The organism is Amycolatopsis sp. NPDC049253, from assembly GCF_040678995.1.
Taxonomy (GTDB): domain Bacteria; phylum Actinomycetota; class Actinomycetes; order Mycobacteriales; family Pseudonocardiaceae; genus Amycolatopsis.
The window spans coordinates 25,659-49,403 of record NZ_JBFAQX010000044.1; the positions used below are offsets into that span (position 1 = coordinate 25,659).

Consider the following 23,745-nt stretch of genomic DNA (forward strand, 5'->3'; position numbering starts at 1 on the left):
CACAACCCCCCCCACCCACACCACCACCCGCACTCCCCGGGGTGGGGGGCCCCGCGCGCGCCCCCCCCCCCCCCCCCGCCCCGCCGCCGGACCGAGGGGGGAGGTGCCCGGCGGGGTCTTCTGATGCGCGCAACTGGGTTACCCACCCAGTGGCGCGCCCAAACGTCGTGTCACGCGTTGGTGACGAGCGTAGCTGTCCGGAGTGTGATCGCGCCATGACTCGCCGCAAAATGTGGCCGCATTCGTGTTCCCGGACGCGCGGCGTGCCCGCGGGGTCACTTCCAGCGGCCGGTCAGCGCACCGAGGGCGCCGAGGGCGACGGCGGCCGCGGTGGAGGTGCGCAGCACCGTCGGGCCGAGGCGGACGGTGGTGGCGCCGGCGGCTTCGAGCGTGCTGAGCTCGTCGTCGGTGATGCCGCCTTCCGGGCCGACGACCAGCAGGATGTCGCCGGTGTCGGGGAGGTCGATCTCCGTGAGGCGGCTGGTCACGCCGGACTCCAGCACGAGCGTGCGGGACATCGTGGCGGCCAGCTGGGCGAGCTCTCGGGTGCCGACGGGCTCGATGACGTCGGGCACGTGCGCGCGGCGGGCCTGCTTCGCGGCGGCGCGGGCGGTCGCGCGCCAGCGGGCCAGTGCCTTGTCGCCGCGGGCACCGTCTTCCCACTTGGCGACGCTGCGGGCCGCGCGCCAGGGCACGATCGCGTCGGCGCCGGCCTCGGTGGCGAGCTCCACGGCCAGCTCGCCGCGGTCGCCCTTGGCCAGCGCCTGTGCGACGTGCACGCGCAGCGCCGGCGGCTCCTCGGTCCAGCGTTCGACGACCGTCAGGGTGAGAGAGGCGTCTCGCCCGGCCTGCACCGCGTCGACGGTGCAGCGGGCCATCGCCCCGGCGCCGTCGGAGAGCACCAGCTGCTCCCCCACGCGCAGCCGGCGGACGGTGGCGGCGTGCCGGGCTTCCTCGCCGTCGAGCACGGCCGAGCCGCGGTCGGGCACGGCGGTGGCGAGGAAGACCGGCAGCGTGGTGTCGGGCACGGGTCAGCGGTGCTTCGTGCGCAGCTTGGAGAACAGGCCGCCGTGCTTGCTGCCGTTGGCCGCCAGCGTGGGCACCTCCTCGCCGCGCTGCTGGGCCAGCTCCACGAGCAGGTCGCGCTGCGCCTCGTCGAGCTTGGTCGGCACCACCACGTCGATGTGCACGTGGAGGTCGCCGCGGCCGTCGACGCGCCCGGACGAGCGCAGCCGCGGCATGCCCTTGCCGGTGAGCACGAGCTCGGTGTTGGGCTGCGTGCCGGGCTCGACGTCGAGCTCGTAGTCGCCGTCCACCAGCGTGGTGATCGGCACGGTCGCACCGAGGGCCGCCGTGGTCATCGGGATGCGGAAGTTGCAGTGCAGCTCGTTGCCTTCGCGGACGAACACCTCGTGCGGCAGCTCGTCGATCTCCACGTACAGGTCGCCCGCGGGGCCGCCGCCGGGGCCGACCTCGCCCTGGCCGGAGAGCCGGATGCGCATGCCGTCGCCGACGCCCGGCGGGATCTTCGCCGTGACGTTGCGGCGCGCCCGGATGCGCCCGTCGCCGCCGCACTGGCGGCACGGGTCGGGGATGACCTCGCCGAAGCCGCGGCAGACCGGGCACGGGCGGGCCGTGACGACCTGGCCGAGGAACGAGCGCTGCACCGACTGCACCTCGCCGGCGCCGCCGCAGGTGTCGCACGTTTTGGTGGTGGTGCCCTCCGCGGTGCCCGCGCCGCGGCACAGGTCGCAGACCACGGCCGTGTCGACGGTGATCTCGCGGTCGGCGCCGGTGGCGCACTCCTCGAGCGTGAGCGCGAGGCGGATCAGCGCGTCGGAGCCCGGCTGCACGCGGCTGCGCGGTCCCCGGCCACGGCCGCCGCCACCGCCGGCGGCGCCGAAGAACGCGTCCATGATGTCGCCGAGTCCGCCGAAGCCGGCGAACGGGTCGCCGCCACCGCCGCCGCGCGCGCCCGAGTCCATCGGGTCGCCGCCGAGGTCGACGATCTTGCGCTTCTGCGGGTCGGAGAGCACCTCGTAGGCGGTGGTCACCTCGCCGAACTTGTGCTGCGCGTCCTCCGACGGGTTCACGTCGGGGTGCAGCTCACGGGCCAGCTTGCGGTACGCGCGCTTGATCTCCTGATCCGTCGCGTTCTTGGCCACCCCGAGGATCCCGTAGTAGTCCCTCGCCACGTTTTCTGCCTTCTCCTTCTGCTCTGCCCGGGCCGTCAGCGGCCGGACAGGATCTGCCCCACGTAGTTGGCCACCGCGCGGACGGCCGCGATGGTGCCCGGGTAGTCCATCCGGGTGGGTCCGACGATGCCCATGCCTCCCAGCAGCATGTCGTCCCGGCCGTAGCCGATCGACACGACCGAGGTGCTGCGCATCTGCTCGTCTTCATTTTCCTCGCCGATGAGGACCGTCACCGCACCGGGGTTGCGTGCCGCGGCCAGGAGCTTGAGCACGACCACCTGCTCCTCGAGCGCTTCGAGGACCTGCCGCAGCGAGCCCGGGAAGTCGGCGACGTTGCGGGTCAGGTTGGCCGTGCCGCCCAGCACCAGGCGTTCTTCCGGATGCTCGACCAGCGACTCGACCAGCACCGTGCAGATGCGGGTGAGGCTGTCGCGCAGCTCGCTCGGCGCCACCTCGGGCAGCTCGGCCACGCGCGCGGCGGCTTCGACGAGCCGGCGCCCGGCGAGCGCGCCGTTGAGCACGGTCCGCAGGCGCAGCACGCTCTCCTCGGTGAGCACGTCGCCGAGGTCGACCGTGCGCTGGTCGACCCGGCCCGAGTCGGTGATGAGCACGAGCATGAGCCGCGCCGGTGTGAGCGGGACCACCTCGAGGTGGCGCACCGCCGCGTTGGTCAGCATCGGGTACTGCACCACCGCGACCTGCCGGGTCAGCTGCGCGAGCAGCCGCACCGACCGGCGCAGCACGTCGTCGAGGTCGGTGCCCGAGTCGAGGAACGTCGTGATCGCCCGCCGCTCGGCCGCGGAGAGCGGCTTGATCTCCGAGAGCTTGTCCACGAACAGCCGGTAGCCCTTGTCCGTGGGGATCCGCCCCGCGCTGGTGTGCGGCTGGGTGATGTACCCCTCTTCCTCGAGCGCGGCCATGTCGTTGCGCACCGTCGCGCTCGAAACGCCCAGGTTGTGCCGCTCGACGATCGTCTTGGATCCCACCGGCTCCTGGTTCGAGACGTAGTCGGCCACGATCGCGCGCAGCACCTCGAAGCGACGCTCGTCCGTGTTCGCCACCGGCACCTCCCTGCTTTCGGCCCGCTACTCACAACGAGTTTACGGAAGCCTGAGTGCCCGGCGCTCAACCCGGCGGACACGGTGGTGTCTCGGAGCTCCGCGGGTGACGCCTGACACAAGGTAAAAGAATGGCAAATACCCATTAATAGCGGCGAACCGGACAAATGAAATCTTCGCTTGCTAGGGGAACCGTTAACCGGTTTGCTGCCTCAGAAGAACGTGGTGGATCCCCAAGAGCCGAGGGCAGTCGTGGACAATAACGGGCGCGCACCCGAAATCGCCGAAATCGGACAGCGAGCCGCGGAGGCCCAGGAGCGCCTCAAGCGCGTCGCCGCCACGGCGACGAGCAACGACGGCGCGGTCACCGTGACCGTGAACACCAGCGGAGCCCTGCAGCAGCTCAGCTTCGGCCCCCGCGCCGACGAGATCAGCCGCAGCGCGCTCGCCGCCGCCGTCGTCGCCACGGCGCACCGCGCCCAAGTCCAGGCGGCTCAGCAGCTGCACGCCATCATGGCCCCGCTCATCGGCGAAAACAGCGACGCGATGAAATTCCTCGACGAGCAGATTCCGACTCCGGAAGTCCCCGAGGAGACGCCGCCGGCGCCGCCGGAAGCGCGACAATTCTTCAATCGGGACGAGGATGGTGGCGCGCCGCCTCCTCCGCCTGCCCCGCCGGCTCCCCCGGCCCCGCCGGCTCCCCCGGCCCCGCCGGCTCCTCCGGCCCGGCCCTCGCGCCCAGCTCGACCCGCGGCCGACCCCTCCGATGACGACGACTACTACAACGGCGGCTCGATCCTGGGGAGGGGCTACTGATGGCAGGCACGCAGCAGGTCAATCTCACGGCGTTGCAGGCGCACAAGGGTGAGGTGCAGGACATCGGTGAGGGGGTGAAGACCGCCGCCGAGGCGACCGGATCCGCGCAGGCGTTCGGTGACAGTTCGTTCGGCCTCGTGGGCCAGGTCTTCGCGCTCCCGCTCCAGGCATACCTCTCGATCGCGAGCGCCTTCATCGGCCAGGTCGCGTCGTCCGCCGACGACATCGCCGACAAGCTCCAGCAGGCGCACGACCACTACGACACGAACGAACAGGGCACGAAGGACAAGGTCACCTCGTTCGGCAAGGAGCTCCCGGCATGACCGAGACGCAGGAGAACCCGCTGGTCGCAACGAGCGAGGCACCGACCGGGCTCACGTCGAACATGGGTTCGTCGAGCAACGAATGGGACAACCTCAACGCCCAGACCGCGGGCAGTGGCGCGTTGAACGACGTCGCGTCCACGATCACCGACGCCCGCAACGGCGACTGGCTCAACCTGGGTGTGGACGTCGTCACCGACGGTCTCGACATCCTGGGCGCGGCGCTCGACCCGCTCGGCACGCTGGCCGCCGCGGGAGTCGGCTGGCTGATCGAACACATCAGCTTCCTGAAGGACGGGCTCGACAAGCTGGCGGGCAACCCCGAAGAGATCACCGCCAAGGCGGTGACCTGGACGAACGTCTCGAAGCAGCTCACGACCAGCGCCGGTCAGTACGAGCAGGCCGCGGCCAAGGTCGCCCCGGAGTTCCAGAGCGCGGGTGGCCAGGCGTACCAGAACATGGCGAAGGGCTACGTCGCCACGCTGCGCGGTGCGGCCGGACAGGCCCAGGCCGCCTCGGTGGCGATGAACGTCGCCGGCGCGCTGGTCGGGACCGAGCGCGGCTTGATCCGCGACATGATCTCGTCGTTCGTGGGCAACCTGATCATCAAGGCGCTCGCCGCGCTCGCCTCCTCCTGGTTCACCTTCGGTGGCACCATTGCGGCGTTCATCGCGGACACGGTCGTCGAAGGCGGCATCCTCGCGGAGAAGATCAGCACCCGCATCGCGCAGGTGGTGGAGAAGCTCGACAAGCTGGCCCAGAGCGCGGGCAAGGCGAAGGGTGCCATCGAGGACGCCGCCAAGATCCTCGACAAGCTCGGCAAGACCGCGGGCAAGATCTCCGACAAGAGCCTCGACGCCGCGGTGAGCATCGAGAAGAAGGCCAACGACCTCAAGGAGACCGGCGGCGCCTGGGACAAGCTCACCGACGCCGAGAAGGCCGCGAAGGTCAAGGAGAAGGCCGAAGGCTGGAAGGACGGGGCGGCGGAGAAGGTACCCGGCCACGACTTCCTGGAAACCAAAGTCAAGCCGTTCACCGAGCCCGGTCGCAGCTTCCTCAACCCCGAGGAGTGGGAGAAAGCCGGCGGCGATGTGCCGAAGTGGACGCCGACCGACACACTCGGTGCAGGCGAAGAAGCTCGCCGACAGGAAAACGAACAGCGGGACCGCTCCAAGGAAGCCTCAGAGGCTTACGAGAATGAGCACAAGAGTGAAGGCGGCGAAGGCGGCGGAGAAGGCGGGGGCGAGTGACCACTCCGGTCAGCCCGGCGGAGGTCGCGGCGGCCAATCTCGCCGGGCGTCTCCACCCGTCGCAGCGTCGTCTCGTCCTCAACTTCACGTTCTGGCTCTCCCTGGCAGTCGGCGTGCTCACCACCGTGTTTTGCGTGGTCCTGGCGACGACCACACACGTGTTCGAAGGCACTCAACGGGCCGAGTCGTTCGGCGCGCTCCCCTTCCTCGTGGTGCTCGCCGTCGTCTGCCTGGTGTTGTGCGCCCGCCGCTACCGCGACCTGCACAAGCCGCTGGTCGTGGTGACCGGGTGGACCCACGACTTCGGCAGCTCACCGATCACGGACGCCTACCCGATCGGGCTGCGGTTCGAAGCCGGCACCACCCACACGTTGCAACGGTGTGAGGTCCGAGTCGGAGGGAAGACCTATTCCACCGACCTCGAGACGTGGGAGAAGATCAAGCCGGAGCGGAACAACACGCTGTGCCTGTACCCGAAGACCAAGCTGATCATCAACGTCATCCCCGCTTGAGCAACCCCTCCAACGCCGCCGACGAGATCGCGTCGGCCTCGGCGACCGTCAGTGGCGCGTGGCCCGTCAGGCGGCGGAAGATCAGCGGCCCGAACAGGACGTCCGTCGCCGTCTCGGCGTCCACCGACGGCGAAGCCATTCCGCTCGCCACCAATCGCTGCCACAGAACGGAAATAGCCGCCCGGCGACCGTCCAAAAAGAACTCGCGGAAGTACGGGGCCGCCGAGGGGTCCGTAACGCAGGCGGCGAGCAGTTGCGCGAAGACCTCCCCCGTCGGACCCGCGTAAAAAGCACTCACTCGACGCACCTGCTCCACCAGGTCCGCCCGCGGATCGCCGGTGGAGGGCAGCGGGATCGCGTCCGCCATCTCGCGCCCGAAGGCCTCCGCGGCCAGGGCCGTGCGGCTGGGCCAGTGCTTGTACAGCGTCGCCTTGCTGACGCCGGACCGGGCGCTGATGGCGTCGACCGTGGCGGCCGGGAGACCACCTTCGGCGAGCAGCTCGCGCGCGGCCGACAGCGCGCACGCGTGGGCGCGCGCGCTGCGGGGCCGCAGGGACGTCTCGTCAGTCATGGTCCGTGGAGACCGAAAGCTCGCGCCAGCGCGAAAGTTCGTCGCGGACGAAGTCGAGTTTCGCCTCGACGCGGGCGACAGCGTCGGCGCCCAGCTGGAGGCGCAGCGGCGGCGAGGGGGAAGCGACCACCGAGACGATCGCCGAGGCGGCCTTGCGCGGGTCGCCCGGCTGCGCGTGGTTGCGCGAATCCGCCGCCGCGCGCGTCGCGCCGGCGGAAGCGGCGTAGTCGGCGATCTCGCCCTCGGCGCGGTGCAGGCTCGACGAGTCGAGGAAGTCGGTCCGGAAGAAGCCCGGCTCGACCACCGTCACGTGCACGCCGAGCGGCGCCAGTTCCCCGTGCAGCGCCTCGGAAAGCGCCTCGACGGCGAACTTCGTCGCCCCGTACACGCCCCAGCCCGGGCCGGTCGTGAACCCGCCGACCGAGCTGATGTTCACCACGTGCCCCGACCGCTGGCGCCGCAGCACGGGCAGCACCGCGCGCGTCACGGCGAGCAGGCCGAAGACGTTGGCGTCGAACACCGCGCGCACGGCCTCGTCCGACGCCTCCTCCACCGCGCCGAGCAGACCGCGGCCGGCATTGTTCACCAGCACGTCGATGCGCCCGAACCGGTCCACAGCAGCACCGACGGCGGCCGAAGCGGCGGCCTCGTCGGTCACGTCGAGCGCCACCGCCAAAACCGAGGGGTTGCCCGGGAACTCTTTCTCCACGGCGGACGCCTGGCGCGCGGTGGCCACCACCTGGTCACCGCGCTCCAGCGCCGCCCGCGCGATCTCGAGGCCGAAACCCCGCGACGCGCCGGTGACGAACCAGACACTCACCGCGAAGCCGCCGCGCTGAGCGCCGCGAACTCGTCGTCGGTCAGCTCGATCTCGGCCGCCGCCACGTTGTCCTCGAGGTGCCCGACGCTGGACGTGCCCGGGATCGGCAGCATCACCGGCGAACGCTTGAGCAGCCACGCCAGCGCGAGCTGCGAAGGCGACGCGCCGTGCTCCTTCGACACCTGCGAAAGCGGGCTGTCCGGGCCCGCCAGCGAACCCGTGGCCAGCGGGAACCACGGGATGAACGCGATGCCCTCCTTCGTCACGTGGTCCAGCAGCGGCTCGGAGTACCGGTCCGCGAGGTTGAAGCGGTTCTGCACCGAGACGATCGTGGCCGTCTTCTGGGCCTCGACGAGATCCTCGACCGAGATCTCCGACAGGCCGATGTGCCGGATCTTGCCCTCCGACTGCAGCGTGGCGAGCTCCCCGACCTGGTCCGCGACGGGCACCTTCGGGTCGATGCGGTGCAGCTGCAGCAGGTCGATGCGCTCGAGGCCGAGGTGGCGCAGGTTCAGCTCCACCTGCTGGCGCAGGTACTCGGGCCGGCCGACGGGGATCCACTGGTTCGGGCCCTGCCGGGTGAAGCCGGCCTTGGTGGCGATCACCAGGTCGTCGGCGTACGGGTGCAGGGCCTCACGGATGAGCAGGTCGGCCACGAACGGGCCGTACGAGTCGGCGGTGTCGATGAGGTTGACCCCGAGCTCGACGGCCCTGCGCAGCACGCGCACGGCCCCCTCCGGGTCACGAGACTCGCCCCACACGCCGGGGCCGGGCAGCTGCATCGCACCGAACCCGAGCCGCACGACGGGCAGGTCCCCGCCGATCGCGAACGTGCCGGACGACTTCGCGGGCTGTGCTGCCATGGAACGTTCTCCTTCAGAAGTGAACTGAACGTACAGTTCACTTTACGCCCGTTCCGGCGCGCTCGCCAACCTGGCCCGGGTGCAGCACCCCGCGAAGCTGCCCCGGGCCAGGAGATCAGGTGTTCTTCGGAAAACCCAGGTTCACCCCGGCGTGCGAGGTGTCCGGCCAGCGCGAGGTGACGACCTTGGTGCGCGTGAAAAAGTGGAACCCCTCGGGCCCGTACGCGTGGGTGTCGCCGAAGAGCGAGTCCTTCCAGCCGCCGAACGAGTAGTACCCGACCGGCACCGGGATGGGCACGTTCACGCCGACCATGCCCACCTCCACCTCGTTCTGGTAGCGCCGCGCGGCCGCGCCGTCGCCGGTGAAGATCGCGGTGCCGTTGCCGTACGGGCTGGCGTTGACCAGGCTCAGCGCGTCGTCGAAGCTCGTCGCCCGCGCCACCGACAGCACGGGACCGAAGATCTCGTCGGTGTAGACCGACATCCCGGGTCCGACGCGGTCGAACAGCGTGGGACCGAGCCAGAAACCGTCCCCCGCGATCTCGATGCCGCGGCCGTCGACCACGAGCTCCGCGCCTTCGGCGACGCCGGCGTCCACATAGGACGTCACGCGCTGGTGGTGCGCCTTCGTCACCAGGGGACCCATCTCCGACTCGGGTTCGCGGCCGTCGCCGACGCGCAGCCGGGACATCCGCTCGGTGATCTTCGCGACCAGCTCGTCGCCGACCGGGTCGACCGCCACCACCACCGACACCGCCATGCACCGCTCCCCCGCGGACCCGAACCCGGCCGACACGGCGGCGTCGGCCGCGAGGTCGAGGTCGGCGTCGGGCAGCACGACCATGTGGTTCTTCGCCCCGCCGAGCGCCTGCACGCGCTTGCCGTGGCGGGTGCCCGTCTCGTAGACGTAGCGCGCGATGGGCGTGGAGCCGACGAACGAGATCGCCTTCACGTCCCGGTGTTCCAGCAGCCCGTCGACCGCGGCCTTGTCGCCGTGCAGCACGTTGAGCGCGCCGGCGGGCAGCCCGGCCTCGGCGAGCAGCTCCGCGATGAACAGCGACGCGGACGGGTCCTTCTCGCTCGGCTTGAGCACCACGGTGTTGCCGCACGCCAGCGCGTTGGGCACGAACCACAGCGGCACCATCGCGGGGAAGTTGAACGGCGAGATCACGCCGACCACGCCCAGCGGCTGCGCGATCGAGTACACGTCCACGCCGGTGGAGGCGTTCTCGCTGAAGCCGCCCTTGAGCAGCTGCGCCGCGCCGCACGCGTATTCGACGTTCTCGATCGCCCGGGCGATCTCGCCGGCCGCGTCGGACTCGACCTTGCCGTGCTCGCTCGTGATGATCTTCGCGAGCTCGTGCTTGCGCGCCGACAGCAGCTCACGGAACGCGAACAGCACCCGCGTGCGCCCGGCCAGCGACGTGCCGCGCCACCCCGGCAACGCGGCGGAAGCGGCCGCCACCGCCTGGTCGACCTCGGCCTGGCCCGCGAAGTCCACCTTCGCCCGGACCTCGCCGGTCGCGGGGTCGTACACGTCGCCGGTGCGCCCGGCCGCGCCGGTGTACGGCTTGCCGTCGATCCAGTGGCTGATGCGGTCGGTCACGGCGTCGGCTCCTCGCTTCTCGGTCGCTTGTCCACCCGAGTCTCGGCTCGCGCGCCACGCGGACGCCATCGGCAACGTGTACGGAGTCCCGCGCCCGGCCGTACAGTCTGTGCCTGCGGGTGTGCGAAAGAGGGGCGAGAACCGGATGTACCCGACCGTGTCCGAGGTGCTCGCGCTGCCGGCCCTGCGCCAGGGCCGGCCCCACGTCGTGGCGGGCAGCGCGGGGCTCGACCGGCCGGTGCGCTGGGCGCACGTGGCCGAGGTCGCCGACATCGCCCACCTCCTGCGCGGCGGCGAGCTGGTGCTCACCACCGGCGTCGCGCTGCCGGACGACGGCCCGTCGCTCGCCCGCTACGTCGCCGACCTCGCCGAGGTGGGCGTGGCCGGCGTGGTCGTGGAGCTGGTCCGGCACTGGAGCGACCGCCTGCCGAACGCCCTGGTCGAGGCGGCCGAGCAGCGCGGCCTGCCGCTGATCACACTCTCGCGCGAGACGCGCTACGTCGCCGTGACCGAGGCCGTGAACGGGCTGATCGTCGACGCGCAGGTGGCCGAGCTGCGCGCGGCCGAGCGGGTGCACGAGACGTTCACCGCGCTCACCGTCGCGGGCGCGGAGCCCGGGGTGGTGCTCGGCGAGGTGACGCGGCTGACCGAGCAGCCGGTGGTGCTGGAGACGCTGGCCCACGAGGTGCTCGCCTACGACGCGGCCGGCACGGATCCCGCCGAGCTGCTCACGGGCTGGCCGGCGCGCTCGCGTGTGGTGCAGCTCGGCGAACGCACGGGCTACCACGCGAACGCGGGCTGGCTCGTGACGGTCGTCGGTGCCCGCGGCCACGACTGGGGCCGGCTCGTGCTCGTCTGCGCGGAACCACCGCCGCACCGCCACCGCGTGGTGGCCGAACGCGCGGCGTCGGCCCTGGCCGTGCACCGGCTGGTGGCCCGCGACTCCGACACGCTGGAACGCCTGGCGCACCGGGCCGTGATCACGGAGCTGCTGGCTTCGCCGGCGCCGGCGGCGGAACTGCTCGCGCGGGCGTCGGCACTCGCCGTGCCGCTGACCGGGCGGCGGCTGATCGGCCTCGCGGTGCGCCCGCGCATCACGGCGACCACGCGGCAGTCGCTGTCGACCCCGCTGCTGCTTCGGGAGCTGGCCGAGGCGACGGCGCTGGCCGCGCGGCGGGCGAAGGTGTCGGCGCTCGTGGCGACCGACGAGACGGGCGTGCGGGCCCTGCTCGCCCTTTCGCCCGAGGCGCACGCCGACGCCGTGCTGCAGCGGCTGGCCGCCGACATCCACGAAGCCCGCGCGAGCGCGCCCGCCGTGCTCGCCGTGGGCACGACCGTGACCGGGCCAGCCGAGGCCCGGCGGACGCTGGTCGAAGCCGCGCAGGTGGCCGCGGCCGCGTTGAGCGAGGAAACCGAACGGCCGGTGCACCGGCTGCGCGACGTGCGGCTGCGCGGCCTGCTGCACCTGCTGGCCGACGACGAGCGCGTGACGTCGTTCGCCGCGCGTGAGCTGGGGCCGCTGCTGCAGCGCGACGCCGCTTCGGGCAGCCGGCTGGTGCAGGCGCTGCGGCACTACTGCGCCCATGGCGGCAACAAGTCGGCGGCGGCCGTCGCGGCCCACACCTCGCGTACCGCGTACTACCAGCAGCTCGCGCGGATCGAGCAGGTCCTCGGCGTGCGGCTGGAAGACCCGGAGTCGATGTTGTCGCTCTACGTCGCGCTCCTGGCCCACGACCTGACCGGTGACCCCACCCTTTCGGGGGAGGAAAACTCACCCGGACGTGCAGCACAGTGATCAGCTTCCGGGTGCCGATAGCCGAAGTATGGTGTTTTCTTCCTTCGCTCCGATCGCCGCGTGCGTGCTCGGCCTCAGTGGTGTCGCGGCGCCCCAGCTGCCCGCGTCCACGCTCCAGCTGAGCCTGCACGAGACGACGGGCCGCCTCAGCTCCGTTTCGCTCACCTGCGATCCCGCCGGCGGCAGCCACCCCAAGTCCGACGCGGCCTGTGCCACCCTCACCGGCGTCGATGGCGACATCGCCCACATCAAGCCGCGGCTGCAGCGCTGCACGATGATCTACTCGCCGGTCGACGCCGCCGCCTTCGGCACGTGGCACGGCAAGCCGGTCACGTTCCACGCCACGTTCTCGAACAAGTGCGCGGCCGACGCCCAGACCGCGGGCGTGTTCGGCTTCTAGCAGTGTCCCGGCGGCGGTAGCTCGACATCCAGTGCCCTGGCCCGGCTGAGGTTCCAGCCGGGCCAGCTGTCGTCGTCCAGCCGCAGCAGCATCGGCCCCAGCACGCAGTCGGCGTTCGGCAGCCGTTCGGCGACCACGGGGAAGATGTCGGTGGAGAACCCGCGCAGATAGGCCAGGTCGAGCGGTTTCCCGTGCTCCGCGCGGTCGAGGTTCGCGCCGGCGATGAGCGCTTCCGGATTCGTGACCGCGAGGGCCAGCAGCGCGCCGGCGGCCGTCGCGATGGCCGCACGCGGCAGCCACGACGAGCGCAGGGTGACCAGCGCCGCCCCGACGAGCAGGAAGACGCAGCCGAGCCAGAGCTCGCAGACCTCCACGAGCAGCCGCAGCACGGTGAAGCCGTAAGCCTCCTGGTAGGTCCACATGCGACTGAGCGCGGACACCACGAGCACGAGGCTCAGCGCCGCCAGTGCCCCGAGCAGCACCCGCTGCCGCAACCGTTCCGCGGCGGTCTCCCGCGGCGCCCAGCGCAACGCCAGCGCGATGATGCCCAGCGTGAGGACCGTGCACGCGCACAGCTGCCAGAAGCCGCCGCGAGCGTATTCGGCCGAGGTGAGGCCACCGGTGCGCAGCACGTAGTCCGTGCCGCCGAACAACTCCACGAGCCGGACCACGACGTAGGCGGCGAACAGCACCACCAGCGTCACCAGCGGGACCGTCCACAAGAGACTGTCGCCCTGGGCTTTGCGGTTGCCGTCGGTTGCCCGGCGCGGGGGCGCAGCCAGTACGTAGTACGCCCCCGCCGTGCCGAAGGCGCCGGCGCAGAACAGGAATCCCCACCGCACGGCCGAATCCGCGCGCAGATCGGGCACCAGCGCTCCGACGAAGTGCGCGAACGTCGCGTCCGCACTCGTCAGCAACGGCAGGAACACCGCCAGCACCGCCGCCGCCCCGAGCGCGGCCCCCAGCACGCGACCGCGCTGCGTCCCCCGGCCCCGCAGCCCGCGCGCCACCCACGGGATCGCGTGGAACGCCTCCAGCGGCACGGCGAGCGCGTCGTAGAGCGCCGAGTTGACCGACCGCGGCCCCACCACCGCGAGCGATCCGGCCACCAGCGCGGCCACGACGCACAACCCGAACAGCCACTCCGACGCCCGCACCGCGCCGACCGCCACCAGCGCGAGCGCCAGCGCCGCCCACGCGACGCTCGCCCGCCGGGTCGTCTTCTCCTCCCGCGCGCGGCGGTCCACGACCACGATCAGCGCCGTCACCACCAGCGCCGCCAGCAGCCACCCGATCCCCGGCCGGTCCAGCGGCACCAACGTCGCGGTCGCTACTCCGGCCACCGCGACGGCCGGCAGTACCCCGGCCACCATCGGCACCACCGCCGACTTCGGCGCGGACCGCACCAGCATCGGGGTGAACGGCTCCGCAACAGCGACGCCGCCTCCCGAACCGATCGCCCCCGCGTCCGCGGCGGGTGGGGCAGCCCCCTCGACTGCCCCACCCACCGCGTTCTCCGGCGGTACCGCGTGGGCCGGTCTCGGCTTTTCCTCGGTCACGAAAACAGCCTCCGTGTTCGCGTTGGCAAATATTCGGGCACGGCAGCTCCCCTCAAGGGAAGCACCAGGAAGATCAGGCCGGCAGCGTCACGCGGATCCGGCACCCCGGCGCCGCGCCGGGCCCGACGCCGGCCGGGGGTTCGACCACGGCGATGGTCCCGCCGTGCAGCTCCACGACCCAGCGCGCGATGGCCAGGCCGAGCCCGGTCCCGCCACCGCCGGCGCGTTCCCCGCGGGTGAAGCGCTCGAAGACGCGGTCGCGGTCGGCGGCGGGGATGCCGGGGCCTTCGTCGCGGACTTCGATGCGAGTCTCGCCGGCGTTCACGGCCGCGCGGACCTCCACCGAGCCGCCCGCGGGGCCGTGGCGAGCGGCGTTTTCCAGCAGGTTCACCACGACCTGGTACAGCCGTTCACGATCGGCCCGCACGCACGCGCCCGGCGGCGACACCGACACGTCGAAGCGCACCCCGCGCCCCGTGGCCGCGGCCATGGCCTCCGCCTCGGCGGCGACCTCGGCCAGCAGCTCCTCCAGGTCCACGCGAGTGAGGTCCAGAGACAACGTCCCGGCGTCGATCCGCGAGAGGTCCAGCAGCTCGGTGACGAGCCGGCCCAACCGTTCGCTCTGGTGCAGGGCCGTGCGCAGCGTCGCGGCGTCGGGCGACGAAACACCGTCGACCAGGTTTTCGAGCACGCCGCTCAACGCGGTGATGGGCGTGCGCAGCTCGTGCGAGACGTTCGCGATCAGCTCGCGCCGCTGCTGGTCGGCGGTCGCGAGGTCGGCGGCCATCTGGTTGAACGCGTGGGCGAGCGAACCGACCTCGTCGCGGGCCGTCGCGCGGATGCGGCGCGTGTAGTCGCCCTTGGCCATCGCGCGGGCCGCCGCGGTCATCTCGCGCAGCGGCCGCGTCATGCCGTGGGCCAGGATCTGCGAGGTGACCAGGGCGATGAGCATGGCCGTGATCGTGGTCGCGGGCGGCAGCCAGCCGATGCGGGACCAGAAGAAGAGAAACGCGATCGCGCCCGCCGCCAGCATGAGGATCGCCAGCTTGAGCTTGATCGACCGGATCGGGTCGAGCGGCCGCGGCAGGAAGTCGACGGCCTTCGACAGCAGCGCCTTCACGCCGGCACCTCCAACGCGTACCCGACGCCGTGGACCGTGCGGATGAGGTCCGCGCCGAGCTTGCGCCGCAACGCCTTGATGTGACTGTCGACCGCGCGGGTGCCGGCGCCGCCCGTCGGCACGTCCCAGTCCCACACCTCGCTGAGCAGTCGTTCGCGCGGCTGGACCGCGCGCGGCCGGCGCGCGAAGTGCACCAGCAGGTCGAACTCGATGGGCGTGAGCTGAGCGGGCACGCCGCCCCGGGCCACCCGGCGCTGGTCGATGTCGATCTCCAGGTCGCCCAGCACGATCCGCTCCGGGGCCGTGACCTGTGCCGACCGTTCGACCCGCCGGAGCAGGGCGCTCACGCGGGCGCTGAGCACGCGCATCGAAAACGGCTTGGTCAGGTAGTCGTCGGCACCGACACCGAGGCCCACGAGCAGGTCGGTCTCGTCGGCCCGCGCGGTGAGCATGAGGACCGGCACCGGCCGCCGCGCCTGGATCCGGCGGCACACCTCGAGCCCGTCGAACCCGGGCAGCATCACGTCGAGCACCACGAGGTCCGGGCCGAACTCGGCTTCACCCGCCACCGCGGCCGGGCCGTCGTGGGCCACGTCCACGGTGAACCCCTCGGCCCGCAGCCGGGCGGCGATCGACGCGGCGATCGTGAGGTCGTCCTCGACGACCAGCACCCGCCGTCCCCCTTTGTCCATGCCGCCGACTCTAGGGAACCGGCGTGGAGGCCATCCGGGTGAGCTGTGGAGATCTTGTGGAGAACTGCCGCCGTGTTTCGGTCACTTTGCACGGAAGATACCGGCAGATTGTGACGCACGTCATGCACTGCCGGGCGGCGAAGCGCAATCGACAGTCTGCGCCGAGCGCACGCGAAGCGTGAACAGTCTGCCTCTGCCACCCGCCCTCGACCGGCGCGCAGGATTCCGCAATGGAGCCGACGACACGCGAACACGCCGACGGCCGCGTGGACCTCGCCGATGTGCGGTCCCTCGCGGGCAGCCGGTTCTTCAACGAGGAACTGGCCCCGGTCCCGGTCGCCAAACGCACCTGGACCACGTACAACTACTTCGCGCTCTGGATGGGGATGGCGCACAACATCCCCAGCTACGCCCTGGCCGCGTCGCTCATCGCGCTCGGCATGAACTGGGTCCAGGCGCTCATCACGATCACCATCGGCAACATCGTGGTGCTCGCGCCGATGCTGCTCAACAGCCACGCCGGCACGAAGTACGGCATCCCGTTCCCCGTGTTCGCCCGCGCGTTCTACGGCCTGCGCGGCGCCAACCTGGCCGCGCTGCTGCGCGCGTTCATCGCGTGCGGCTGGTTCGGCATCCAGACGTGGGTGGGCGGCGAGGCGATCTACGTGATCGTCGGGCGCCTCGCCGGCTCCGGGTGGCGCGACTCGACCGTGGTGTGGGGCCAGCACTGGACGCTGTGGCTGAGCTTCGCCGTGTTCTGGATCGTGCAGATGCTGATCATCTGGCGCGGCATGGAGGCGGTGCGCAAGTTCGAGAACTGGACGGCCCCGCTCGTGTCGGTCGGGTTCCTCATCCTGCTCGGCTACGTGCTCGTCAAGGCAGGCGGCCTCGGCCCCATCCTCGAAGACGGCGGCAAGCTCGGCTGGGGTTCGGACTTCTGGAAGGTGTTCGCGCCGTCGCTGATGGCGATGATCGCGTTCTGGTCCACGCTCTCGCTCAACATGCCGGACTTCACGCGCTTCGGCGGCAGCCAGCGCAAGCAGGTGCGCGGGCAGATCCTCGGCCTGCCGACCACGATGACGTTCATCGCGATCGTCGCGATCCTCACGACGTCGGGCGGGCACGTGCTCTACGGCGAGGACATCTGGGACCCGGCGCAGCTCGCCGACCGCTTCGCGAGCCCGGTCGTGGTGGTCGTCGCGCTGGTGGCGCTGGTGCTGGCCACGATCTCGGCGAACCTGGCGGCCAACGTCGTGAGCCCGTCCTACGACTTCTCCAACGCCTTCCCGAAGCGCATCACCTTCGCGATCGGCGGCCTGATCACGGGCATCCTCGGCATCGCGATCCAGCCGTGGCGGCTCTACTCCGACCCGAGCATCTACATCTTCGCGTGGCTCGGGTTCTACGGCGGCCTGCTCGGCGCCGTCGCCGGCGTGCTCGTGGCCGGTTACTGGGCGATCAACCGGACGCGGCTTCGCCTGCGCGACCTCTACACATCCGACGGGGTGTACTGGTTCCGCGGGGGCTGGAACTGGCGCGCCCTCGTCGCGACGCTGGTGGGGGCGGTGCTCGCCGTCGGCGGAGCCTACGGCGGCCCCTTCCCCGCGGACGGTCTCATCCCGTTCCTCAAACCGCTCTACGACTACAACTGGGTGATCGGCTTCGCCAGCGCGTTCGTCGTGTACTGGCTGCTCGCCCTGCCCGTGAAGAAGGAGGAGACAAGTGAGCGACCTGGTTCGAGCCGGATTGATCCAGCAGCGGTGGACGGGTGACAAGGACTCGATGATCGCCAACGCCGTCGACGCCATCGGCAAGGCGGCCTCGCAGGGCGCCCAGGTCGTCTGCCTGCAGGAGCTGTTCTACGGCCCGTACTTCTGCCAGATCCAGGACGCCGACTACTACTCCTACACCGAGGGCATCCCCGACGGCCCGACCACGAAGCTCATGCAGGAAGTGGCCGAGCGCCACGGCGTGGTGCTCGTGGTGCCGATGTACGAGCAGGAGCAGCCGGGCGTCTACTACAACACCGCGGCGGTGATCGACGCGGACGGCAAGTACCTGGGCAAGCACCGCAAGAACCACATCCCGCAGGTGAAGGGGTTCTGGGAGAAGTTCTACTTCCGGCCCGGCAACCTCGGCTACCCGGTGTTCGACACGGCGGTGGGCCGCATCGGCGTCTACATCTGCTACGAGCGCCACTTCCCCGAGGGCTGGCGTGCGCTGGGCCTGGCCGGGGCGAAGATCGTGTTCAACCCGTCGGCCACCAGCCGCGGCCTGTCGGAGTACCTGTGGCGCCTGGAGCAGCCGGCGGCCGCGGTGGCGAACGAGTACTACGTGGGCACGATCAACCGCGTCGGCGTGGAACCCTTGGGCGACAACGACTTCTACGGCCAGTCGTACTTCGCGGACCCGCGCGGGCAGCTCGTGGGCGACGCCGCGTCGGACACCGAGGAGGAGATCGTGGTGCGCGACCTCGACATGGGCCGGCTCGCCGAGGTGCGCGACCTGTGGGCGTTCTACCGCGACCGCCGCCCGGACAGCTACGGACCCCTGACGGAGGCCTGATGACCACGCTCTCCATCCATGCCCCCGCCGCCGCCCTCAACCCAGGCGCTTCGCGCCCAATCCTGATTCAAGGCGGCCAGGTCGTCTCGCCCTCGGGCGCGGTGCTCGCCGACGTGCTGGTGGACGGCGAGCGCATCGCCGCCGTCGCCGCGCCCGGCGTGCTCAGTGCCGACGAGACGATCGACGCCACCGGCAAGTACGTGCTGCCCGGCGGGATCGACGCGCACACGCACATGGAGATGCCGTTCGGCGGCACGCACTCGGTGGACACGTTCGAGACCGGCACCACCGCCGCGGCGTGGGGCGGGACGACCACGATCATCGACTTCGCCGTGCAGGCCAAGGGCACGTCGTTGCAGTCCACGCTGGACAAGTGGCACTCGAAGGCCGACGGCAACTGCGCGATCGACTACGGGTTCCACATGATCATGTCGGACGTCAACGACTCCACCCTCAAGGAAATGCAGTCCTGTGTGGACGCCGGCGTCGGTTCGTTCAAGATGTTCATGGCCTACCCGGGCGTGTTCTACTCGACCGACGGCGAGATCCTGCTGGCGATGCAGCAGGCGCGGGAGATCGGCGCGACGATCATGATGCACGCGGAGAACGGCATCGCGATCGACCAGCTGGCCGCGCAGGCGGTGGCGGCGGGCAACGTCGACCCGCTGCAGCACGGCCTCACGCGGCCGCCGCAGCTGGAGGGCGAGGCGACGTCGCGGGCGATCACGCTCGCGGCCGTGACGGGCGCGCCGCTCTACATCGTGCACCTCTCGGCGTCGCAAGCGCTTGCGGCCGTGGCGGAGGCCCGCAGCGACGGGCAGAACGTGTTCGCCGAGACGTGCCCGCAGTACCTGTACCTGTCCATCGAGGACCTGGCGCGGCCGGGCTTCGAGGGCGCGAAGTTCGTGGCGTCGCCGCCGTTGCGGGACAAGTCGCACCAGGCGGACCTGTGGCGCGGGCTGCGGACCAACGACCTGTCGGTGGTGTCCACGGACCACTGCCCGTTCTGCTTCAAGGACCAGAAGGAGCTCGGCCGCGACGACTTCCGCGCGATCCCCAACGGGATGCCGGGCGTCGAGCACCGGATGGACCTGCTGCACCAGGGCGTGGTCGCGGGTGAGATCACGCTGGGCCGCTGGGTCGAGACGTGCTCGGCGACGCCGGCGCGGATGTTCGGGCTGTATCCGCGCAAGGGTGTGATCGCGGCCGGGTCGGACGCGGACATCGTGATCTACGATCCCGCGGCGACGCAGACGCTGTCGGCTTCGACACATCACATGAACGTGGATTACTCGGCGTACGAGGGGTTTTCGCTGACGGGGAAGGTCCACACTGTCCTGTCGCGGGGGCGGGTCGTGGTGTCGCCCAGCGGGTTCAGCGGATCCGTCGGCCATGGGAAGTTCCTGTCGCGCGGACTCAACCAATACTTGAGCTGAAGGGTGCGTCGTGGATTTCGGGATCGTGCTGCAGACGGACCCGCCGGCGTCGGACGTCGTGCGGCTGATGGAGGCCGCCGAGGACCAGGGGTTCCGGTACGGCTGGACGTTCGACTCGTGTGTGCTGTGGCAGGAACCGTTCGTGATCTACTCGCGGATCCTGGCGGAGACGTCGTCGCTGGTGGTGGGGCCGATGGTCACCTCGCCGGCCACGCGCGACTGGTCGGTGATGGCGTCGACCTTCGCCACGCTCAACGACATGTACGGCAACCGCACGGTGTGCGGCATCGGCCGCGGCGACTCGGCGCACCGGGTCGTCGGGAACCCACCGTCCACTTTGGCCACGGTGCGCGACTGCATGCGCGTGGTGCGTGACCTCGCCGAGGGGCGCGAGGTCACGATGAACGACACGGCCGTGCGCATCCCGTGGGTGCGCAACGGGCGGCTGGAGATGTGGATGGCCGGGTACGGGCCGAAGGCGCTGAAGACGGTGGGCGAGCACGCCGACGGCTTCATCCTGCAGTGCGCCGACCCGGCCATCGCGCGCTGGACGATCGGCGCGGTGCGGGAGGCCGCGCGCGCCGCCGGCCGCGACCCGGGTGGCATCACGATCTGCGTGGCGGCGCCCGCCTACGTCGGCGAAGACCTCGCCCACCAGCGCGAACAGCTGCGCTGGTTCGGCGGCATGGTCGGCAACCACGTCGCGGACCTGGTGGCGCGCTACGGCGACTCGGGCCCGGTGCCGCACGAGCTCACCGACTACATCCGCGCCCGCACCGGCTACGACTACAGCCACCACGGCCGCGCCGGCAACCCGTCCACGGACTTCGTGCCGGACGAGATCGTCGACCGGTTCTGCCTGCTCGGGCCCGCCCCCGCGCACATCGCGCGCCTGCAGGAGCTCGCGGAGCTGGGCGTGAACCAGTTCGCCCTGTACCTGATGCACGACGAACGCGAGCAGACGCTGGCCGCGTACGGCGGGCAGGTCGTCGGCAAACTCACCGCTTAGGGCTGTCGATTCCCGGTGCCGCCGTTCGACGCGTTGACATGACTGAACCCACTCGCACCCGAAACCTGGACATCTACGGCCACGCCGAACTCCCCTGGAGCCGCGCCCGCGACGCCCTCATCCCTTCGCCCACCGCCGACCTGACCTTCTTCCTCACCACCGTCCGCCCCGACGGCCGCCCCCACGCGGCCGGGGTGGGCGCCGTCTGGGACTCGAACGCGCTGTATTTCACCAGCGGCCCGGGCACCCTGAAGGCACGCCTGCTCGCGGCGAACCCGTGGTGCAGCATCGGCGTGCGACTGTCCGGCGTGGACCTGACGTTGGAGGGCACCGCCGCCCGCGTGACGGATTCGGCTGCCCTGGACCGCCTCGCCGCGGTGTACCGCTCGGGCGGCTGGCCCGCGACCGTGGCCGGCGACGCCTTCACCGCGCCCTACAGCGCGCCCAGCGCGGGGCCGGCGCCGTGGCACGTCTACGCGCTGACCCTGCACACCGCCGTGGGCGTCGCCACGACCGAACCCCACGGCGCGACCCGGTGGGACTTCGCCGCGTGACCTCGCGGCAAATCGATGGAAAGTCTCTGCCCGCTATACAAACGCGTGAAAGATTCGTATCCTCGCCCGAGGCCGCCACCTCCTGTCCCGTGCATCGAGGAGCTTCCCCATGGGCGTGTCCCGTCGTACCTTCTTTTCGCTCGCCGCCGCGGCCGCCGCGTGGCCTTCGGTGACCGGGGTGGCGGCCGCGAGCCCGCCCGGTGACGTGGTCGGCAAGATCACCGTCGGCTACCAGGGCTGGTTCGCCTGCGCCGGCGACGGTGCGCCGATCAACGGCTGGTGGCACTGGAGCCAAGACTGGGGCCAGGCGCCTTCGCCGTCCAACACGGGGATCAAGTCGTGGCCCGACGTGCGCGACTACCAGCGGACGTATCCGAGCGCATACGCGAATCTGGGCGACGGCCGGCCGGCGAGCCTGTTCTCCTCCTACGACCAGCAGACCGTGGACACGCATTTCTCGTGGCTGCGCCAGTACGGCATCGACACCGCGGCCCTGCAGCGGTTCAACCCGACCGGCGGTGAGGGACCGACGCGGGATGCCATGGCGCAGAAGGTACGCAGCGCTGCCGAGGCGTACGGCCGGAAGTTCTACCTCATGTACGACGTCACCGGCTGGGCCTCGATGCAGCAGGAGATCAAGGCCGACTGGACGGCGAAAATGTCGGCGCACACGGCGTCGAGCGCGTACGCCCGGCAGAACGGCAAGCCCGTCGTCTGCATCTGGGGCTTCGGCTTCAACGACGGCAACCACCCGTGGGACGCCGGCACGTGCCTCGACGTGGTGAACTGGTTCAAGGGCCAGGGCTGCTACGTGATCGGCGGCGTGCCGCGCGAATGGCGCGTCGGCGGTTCCGGGACCCGCGCCGGGTTTTCGGAGGTGTACCACGCGTTCGACGCGCTCTCGCCCTGGATGGTCGGCGCGATCGGCAACGCGGGCGACTCCGACGACGTCTACACCACCATCACCGTCGGCGACCAGGCCGACTGCGCCGCCCACAGCATCGACTACCAGCCCTGCGTCCTGCCCGGCGACACCCAGGCCCGCCAACGCGCCCACGGCGACTTCATGTGGCGTCAGTTCTACAACATGATCCGCGCCGGCGCCCAGGGCATCTACATCTCGATGTTCGACGAGTACAACGAGGGCAACCAGATCGCCAAGACCGCCGAAGACGCCTCCATGGTCCCCACCGGCTCCGGTCTGTGGGCCCTCGACGAAGATGGCACCCACTGCACCTCGGACTACTACCTCCGCCTCACCGGCGACGGCGGCCGCATGCTGCGCGGGGAGATCGCGTTGACCCCGAACCGTCCGACCTCACCGGCCGGGTGAGACGAAGCAGGCGGTGCGCCCGGAAAGGCGCACCGCCTGACAGTCTCAGTCGACGATCGCTTGATACACCAGCTGCCGCAGCTGCTGCCGGATCGGATGCGTGCTCGACGGGAGCAGCTGCGTGTAGAACGCCACCGTCAGGTCCTCCACCGGGTCCACCCAGAACGCCGTCGACGCGGCGCCACCCCAGGCGTATTCGCCGGGACTGGAGAGGGTTTTGGCCTTGACCGGGTCTTCCAGGACGGAGAAGCCCAGGCCGAAGCCGAAGCCGTCGAAGGGCATCTCCGCGAACAGCGGCCGCCCGAAGGCCTCCAGGTCCACGTGGCCCGGCAGGTGGTTGCTCGCCATGAGGTCGACCGTGCGCGGCCCCAGGATGCGGGCGCCGTCCAGCGAACCGCCGCGCAGCAGCATCTGCGTGAAGCGGTGGTAGTCGGCCGCGGTCGAGACCAGCCCGCCACCGCCCGAGAACGAGTCGGGCCGGGCAACGCCGATGGAGCCAAAAGCCTCGTTGCGGGTGGGCAGCTTGGTCCGCGGATGCGCGACGTACAGGGCCGCCAGGCGGTCCGTGTCCTTCGTGAAGAAGCCGGTGTCCGTCATGCCCAGGGGCCCGAAGATCCGCTCCGCGAAGACCTCGTCCAGGGGCTTGCCCGCGAGGACCTCCACCAGCCGGCCGAGGACGTCCGTCGACACGGAGTAGTTCCACTCGCTGCCCGGCTGGAAGACGAGGGGGAGCTCCGCCAGCGCGCGGCTGCAGGCGGCGAGGTCCAGACCCGGCGGGGTGCCCCACTCGAAGCCCGCGGCGCGATAGATCGTGTCGACGGGGTGCGTGTGGTGGAAGCCGTAGGTGAGGCCGCTGGCGTGGGTGAGCAGGTGCCACAGGCGGATGGGCTCGGTCGCGGGCACCGTCACCGGGCTCAGCGCCGAGCCTTTCACGTACACCTGCGGCGCCGCGAACTCCGGCAGCCAGCGGGAAATCGGGTCGTTGAGGTCGATCACGCCCTCTTCGACGAAGGTCATCGCCGCCACCGAGGTGATCGGCTTGGTCATCGAGAAGATGCGCCAGATGGTGTCGTGGTCCACGGGGGCGCCCGACTCGACGTCCCGCTTGCCGTGGGAAGCGACGTGGACGACGCGTCCGTGCCTGCTCACCACCGCGAGGTAACCGGGCAGCCGCCCGTCGTCCACATAGGCGTCGAAATGCCGGTCGATCCGCTTCAGACGGTCAGCGTCGAACCCCGCCGAAGCCGGGTCGGTCTCCACGTTCATGC

Annotated in this window: 23 protein-coding genes; 12 read left to right on the forward strand and 11 right to left on the reverse strand. The window is 71.0% G+C overall.

Annotated elements, in window-relative coordinates; genetic code table 11:
- Positions 1-275: 275 nt before the first annotated feature.
- The 3 genes from AB0K15_RS45010 to hrcA are packed head-to-tail and all read right to left on the reverse strand — an operon-like array spanning position 276 to position 3,256.
- Positions 276-1,028 (reverse strand): 16S rRNA (uracil(1498)-N(3))-methyltransferase, encoded by a 753-nt coding sequence (locus AB0K15_RS45010; protein WP_364066696.1) that lies wholly within the window; start codon positions 1,026-1,028, stop codon positions 276-278.
- Positions 1,029-1,031: 3 nt separating this feature from the next.
- Positions 1,032-2,195 carry a molecular chaperone DnaJ gene (gene dnaJ, locus AB0K15_RS45015; protein ID WP_364066698.1) on the reverse strand — a complete coding sequence of 388 codons (1,164 nt, stop codon included), beginning with the start codon at positions 2,193-2,195 and terminating at the stop codon, positions 1,032-1,034.
- A gap of 35 nt (positions 2,196-2,230) precedes the next feature.
- Positions 2,231-3,256, reverse strand: a complete 1,026-nt coding sequence (gene hrcA, locus AB0K15_RS45020; protein WP_364066700.1) for a heat-inducible transcriptional repressor HrcA — start codon at positions 3,254-3,256, stop codon at positions 2,231-2,233.
- A gap of 249 nt (positions 3,257-3,505) precedes the next feature.
- Between hrcA and AB0K15_RS45025 the strand changes: the two genes are divergently transcribed.
- From AB0K15_RS45025 to AB0K15_RS45040, 4 genes are read left to right on the forward strand one after another with little or no spacing between them, the layout of a single operon-like run.
- A complete protein-coding gene (locus tag AB0K15_RS45025) occupies positions 3,506-4,069 on the forward strand; it encodes a YbaB/EbfC family nucleoid-associated protein (protein WP_364066702.1) in 564 nt (187 codons plus the stop codon).
- Positions 4,069-4,392 carry a type VII secretion target gene (locus AB0K15_RS45030; RefSeq protein ID WP_364066704.1) on the forward strand — a complete coding sequence of 108 codons (324 nt, stop codon included), beginning with the start codon at positions 4,069-4,071 and terminating at the stop codon, positions 4,390-4,392. The genes AB0K15_RS45025 and AB0K15_RS45030 overlap by 1 nt, the downstream gene beginning before the upstream one ends.
- Positions 4,389-5,642, forward strand: a complete 1,254-nt coding sequence (locus tag AB0K15_RS45035; RefSeq protein ID WP_364066708.1) for a hypothetical protein — start codon at positions 4,389-4,391, stop codon at positions 5,640-5,642. Before AB0K15_RS45030 ends, AB0K15_RS45035 begins: the two co-directional genes overlap by 4 nt.
- Positions 5,639-6,154 carry a hypothetical protein gene (locus AB0K15_RS45040; RefSeq protein WP_364066709.1) on the forward strand — a complete coding sequence of 172 codons (516 nt, stop codon included), beginning with the start codon at positions 5,639-5,641 and terminating at the stop codon, positions 6,152-6,154. Before AB0K15_RS45035 ends, AB0K15_RS45040 begins: the two co-directional genes overlap by 4 nt.
- On the opposite strand, the gene AB0K15_RS45045 is transcribed toward AB0K15_RS45040, so the two are convergent.
- From AB0K15_RS45045 to AB0K15_RS45060, 4 genes are all read right to left on the reverse strand, one after another.
- Entirely contained in the window at positions 6,141-6,725 is a 585-nt protein-coding gene (locus tag AB0K15_RS45045) for a TetR/AcrR family transcriptional regulator (RefSeq protein ID WP_364066710.1), read from the reverse strand. The genes AB0K15_RS45040 and AB0K15_RS45045 overlap by 14 nt on opposite strands.
- A complete protein-coding gene (locus AB0K15_RS45050; protein ID WP_364066711.1) occupies positions 6,718-7,545 on the reverse strand; it encodes an oxidoreductase in 828 nt (275 codons plus the stop codon). The genes AB0K15_RS45045 and AB0K15_RS45050 overlap by 8 nt, the downstream gene beginning before the upstream one ends.
- Positions 7,542-8,408 (reverse strand): aldo/keto reductase, encoded by an 867-nt coding sequence (locus AB0K15_RS45055; protein ID WP_364066713.1) that lies wholly within the window; start codon positions 8,406-8,408, stop codon positions 7,542-7,544. Before AB0K15_RS45055 ends, AB0K15_RS45050 begins: the two co-directional genes overlap by 4 nt.
- A gap of 115 nt (positions 8,409-8,523) precedes the next feature.
- Positions 8,524-10,014, reverse strand: a complete 1,491-nt coding sequence (locus AB0K15_RS45060; RefSeq protein WP_364066715.1) for a CoA-acylating methylmalonate-semialdehyde dehydrogenase — start codon at positions 10,012-10,014, stop codon at positions 8,524-8,526.
- A gap of 145 nt (positions 10,015-10,159) precedes the next feature.
- On the opposite strand from AB0K15_RS45060, the gene AB0K15_RS45065 reads away from it, so the two are divergent.
- Entirely contained in the window at positions 10,160-11,809 is a 1,650-nt protein-coding gene (locus AB0K15_RS45065) for a PucR family transcriptional regulator ligand-binding domain-containing protein (RefSeq protein ID WP_364066717.1), read from the forward strand.
- A gap of 28 nt (positions 11,810-11,837) precedes the next feature.
- The gene (locus AB0K15_RS45070) at positions 11,838-12,209 is read left to right on the forward strand and encodes an SSI family serine proteinase inhibitor (RefSeq protein ID WP_364066719.1); all 372 of its coding nucleotides are present in this window, start codon (positions 11,838-11,840) and stop codon (positions 12,207-12,209) included.
- On the opposite strand, the gene AB0K15_RS45075 is transcribed toward AB0K15_RS45070, so the two are convergent.
- From AB0K15_RS45075 to AB0K15_RS45085, 3 genes are all read right to left on the reverse strand, one after another.
- Complete coding sequence (locus AB0K15_RS45075) at positions 12,206-13,768, reverse strand: DUF4173 domain-containing protein (RefSeq protein WP_364066721.1); 1,563 nt, start codon at positions 13,766-13,768, stop codon at positions 12,206-12,208. The genes AB0K15_RS45070 and AB0K15_RS45075 overlap by 4 nt on opposite strands.
- A 73-nt stretch (positions 13,769-13,841) precedes the next feature.
- Positions 13,842-14,888 carry a HAMP domain-containing sensor histidine kinase gene (locus AB0K15_RS45080; protein WP_364066723.1) on the reverse strand — a complete coding sequence of 349 codons (1,047 nt, stop codon included), beginning with the start codon at positions 14,886-14,888 and terminating at the stop codon, positions 13,842-13,844.
- Positions 14,885-15,580, reverse strand: a complete 696-nt coding sequence (locus AB0K15_RS45085) for a response regulator transcription factor (protein ID WP_364066725.1) — start codon at positions 15,578-15,580, stop codon at positions 14,885-14,887. The genes AB0K15_RS45080 and AB0K15_RS45085 overlap by 4 nt, the downstream gene beginning before the upstream one ends.
- A 230-nt stretch (positions 15,581-15,810) precedes the next feature.
- Between AB0K15_RS45085 and AB0K15_RS45090 the strand changes: the two genes are divergently transcribed.
- The 6 genes from AB0K15_RS45090 (at position 15,811) to AB0K15_RS45115 (ending at position 22,477) form a co-directional block, all read left to right on the forward strand.
- Complete coding sequence (locus AB0K15_RS45090) at positions 15,811-17,352, forward strand: NCS1 family nucleobase:cation symporter-1 (RefSeq protein WP_364066727.1); 1,542 nt, start codon at positions 15,811-15,813, stop codon at positions 17,350-17,352.
- Positions 17,303-18,145 carry a nitrilase-related carbon-nitrogen hydrolase gene (locus AB0K15_RS45095; protein ID WP_364066729.1) on the forward strand — a complete coding sequence of 281 codons (843 nt, stop codon included), beginning with the start codon at positions 17,303-17,305 and terminating at the stop codon, positions 18,143-18,145. The genes AB0K15_RS45090 and AB0K15_RS45095 overlap by 50 nt, the downstream gene beginning before the upstream one ends.
- Positions 18,145-19,581, forward strand: a complete 1,437-nt coding sequence (gene hydA / locus AB0K15_RS45100) for a dihydropyrimidinase (RefSeq protein WP_364066731.1) — start codon at positions 18,145-18,147, stop codon at positions 19,579-19,581. The genes AB0K15_RS45095 and hydA overlap by 1 nt, the downstream gene beginning before the upstream one ends.
- 10 nt (positions 19,582-19,591) lie before the next feature.
- Positions 19,592-20,590, forward strand: a complete 999-nt coding sequence (locus tag AB0K15_RS45105; protein WP_364066733.1) for a TIGR03842 family LLM class F420-dependent oxidoreductase — start codon at positions 19,592-19,594, stop codon at positions 20,588-20,590.
- A 38-nt stretch (positions 20,591-20,628) separates the two neighbouring features.
- The gene (locus AB0K15_RS45110) at positions 20,629-21,144 is read left to right on the forward strand and encodes a pyridoxamine 5'-phosphate oxidase family protein (RefSeq protein ID WP_364066735.1); all 516 of its coding nucleotides are present in this window, start codon (positions 20,629-20,631) and stop codon (positions 21,142-21,144) included.
- Positions 21,145-21,253: 109 nt separating this feature from the next.
- On the forward strand, positions 21,254-22,477 hold the full coding sequence (locus tag AB0K15_RS45115) for a glycoside hydrolase family 71/99-like protein (protein ID WP_364066737.1): 1,224 nt from the start codon (positions 21,254-21,256) through the stop codon (positions 22,475-22,477).
- A gap of 45 nt (positions 22,478-22,522) precedes the next feature.
- On the opposite strand, the gene AB0K15_RS45120 is transcribed toward AB0K15_RS45115, so the two are convergent.
- Positions 22,523-23,743, reverse strand: coding sequence for a serine hydrolase domain-containing protein (locus AB0K15_RS45120; protein ID WP_364066739.1), 1,221 nt, complete (start codon positions 23,741-23,743; stop codon positions 22,523-22,525).
- Between the last annotated feature and the right edge of the window lie 2 nt (positions 23,744-23,745).

Coding starts and splice junctions, on each gene's coding strand:
- AB0K15_RS45035 (WP_364066708.1), top strand. CDS start 4,389: ATGACCGAGACGCAGGAGAACCCGCTGGTCGCAACGAGCGAGGCACCG.
- AB0K15_RS45030 (WP_364066704.1), top strand. CDS start 4,069: ATGGCAGGCACGCAGCAGGTCAATCTCACGGCGTTGCAGGCGCACAAG.
- AB0K15_RS45085 (WP_364066725.1), bottom strand. CDS start 15,580: ATGGACAAAGGGGGACGGCGGGTGCTGGTCGTCGAGGACGACCTCACG.
- AB0K15_RS45110 (WP_364066735.1), top strand. CDS start 20,629: ATGACTGAACCCACTCGCACCCGAAACCTGGACATCTACGGCCACGCC.
- AB0K15_RS45090 (WP_364066727.1), top strand. CDS start 15,811: ATGGAGCCGACGACACGCGAACACGCCGACGGCCGCGTGGACCTCGCC.
- AB0K15_RS45065 (WP_364066717.1), top strand. CDS start 10,160: ATGTACCCGACCGTGTCCGAGGTGCTCGCGCTGCCGGCCCTGCGCCAG.
- AB0K15_RS45120 (WP_364066739.1), bottom strand. CDS start 23,743: ATGAACGTGGAGACCGACCCGGCTTCGGCGGGGTTCGACGCTGACCGT.
- AB0K15_RS45070 (WP_364066719.1), top strand. CDS start 11,838: ATGGTGTTTTCTTCCTTCGCTCCGATCGCCGCGTGCGTGCTCGGCCTC.
- AB0K15_RS45115 (WP_364066737.1), top strand. CDS start 21,254: ATGGGCGTGTCCCGTCGTACCTTCTTTTCGCTCGCCGCCGCGGCCGCC.
- AB0K15_RS45045 (WP_364066710.1), bottom strand. CDS start 6,725: ATGACTGACGAGACGTCCCTGCGGCCCCGCAGCGCGCGCGCCCACGCG.
- hydA (WP_364066731.1), top strand. CDS start 18,145: ATGACCACGCTCTCCATCCATGCCCCCGCCGCCGCCCTCAACCCAGGC.
- AB0K15_RS45055 (WP_364066713.1), bottom strand. CDS start 8,408: ATGGCAGCACAGCCCGCGAAGTCGTCCGGCACGTTCGCGATCGGCGGG.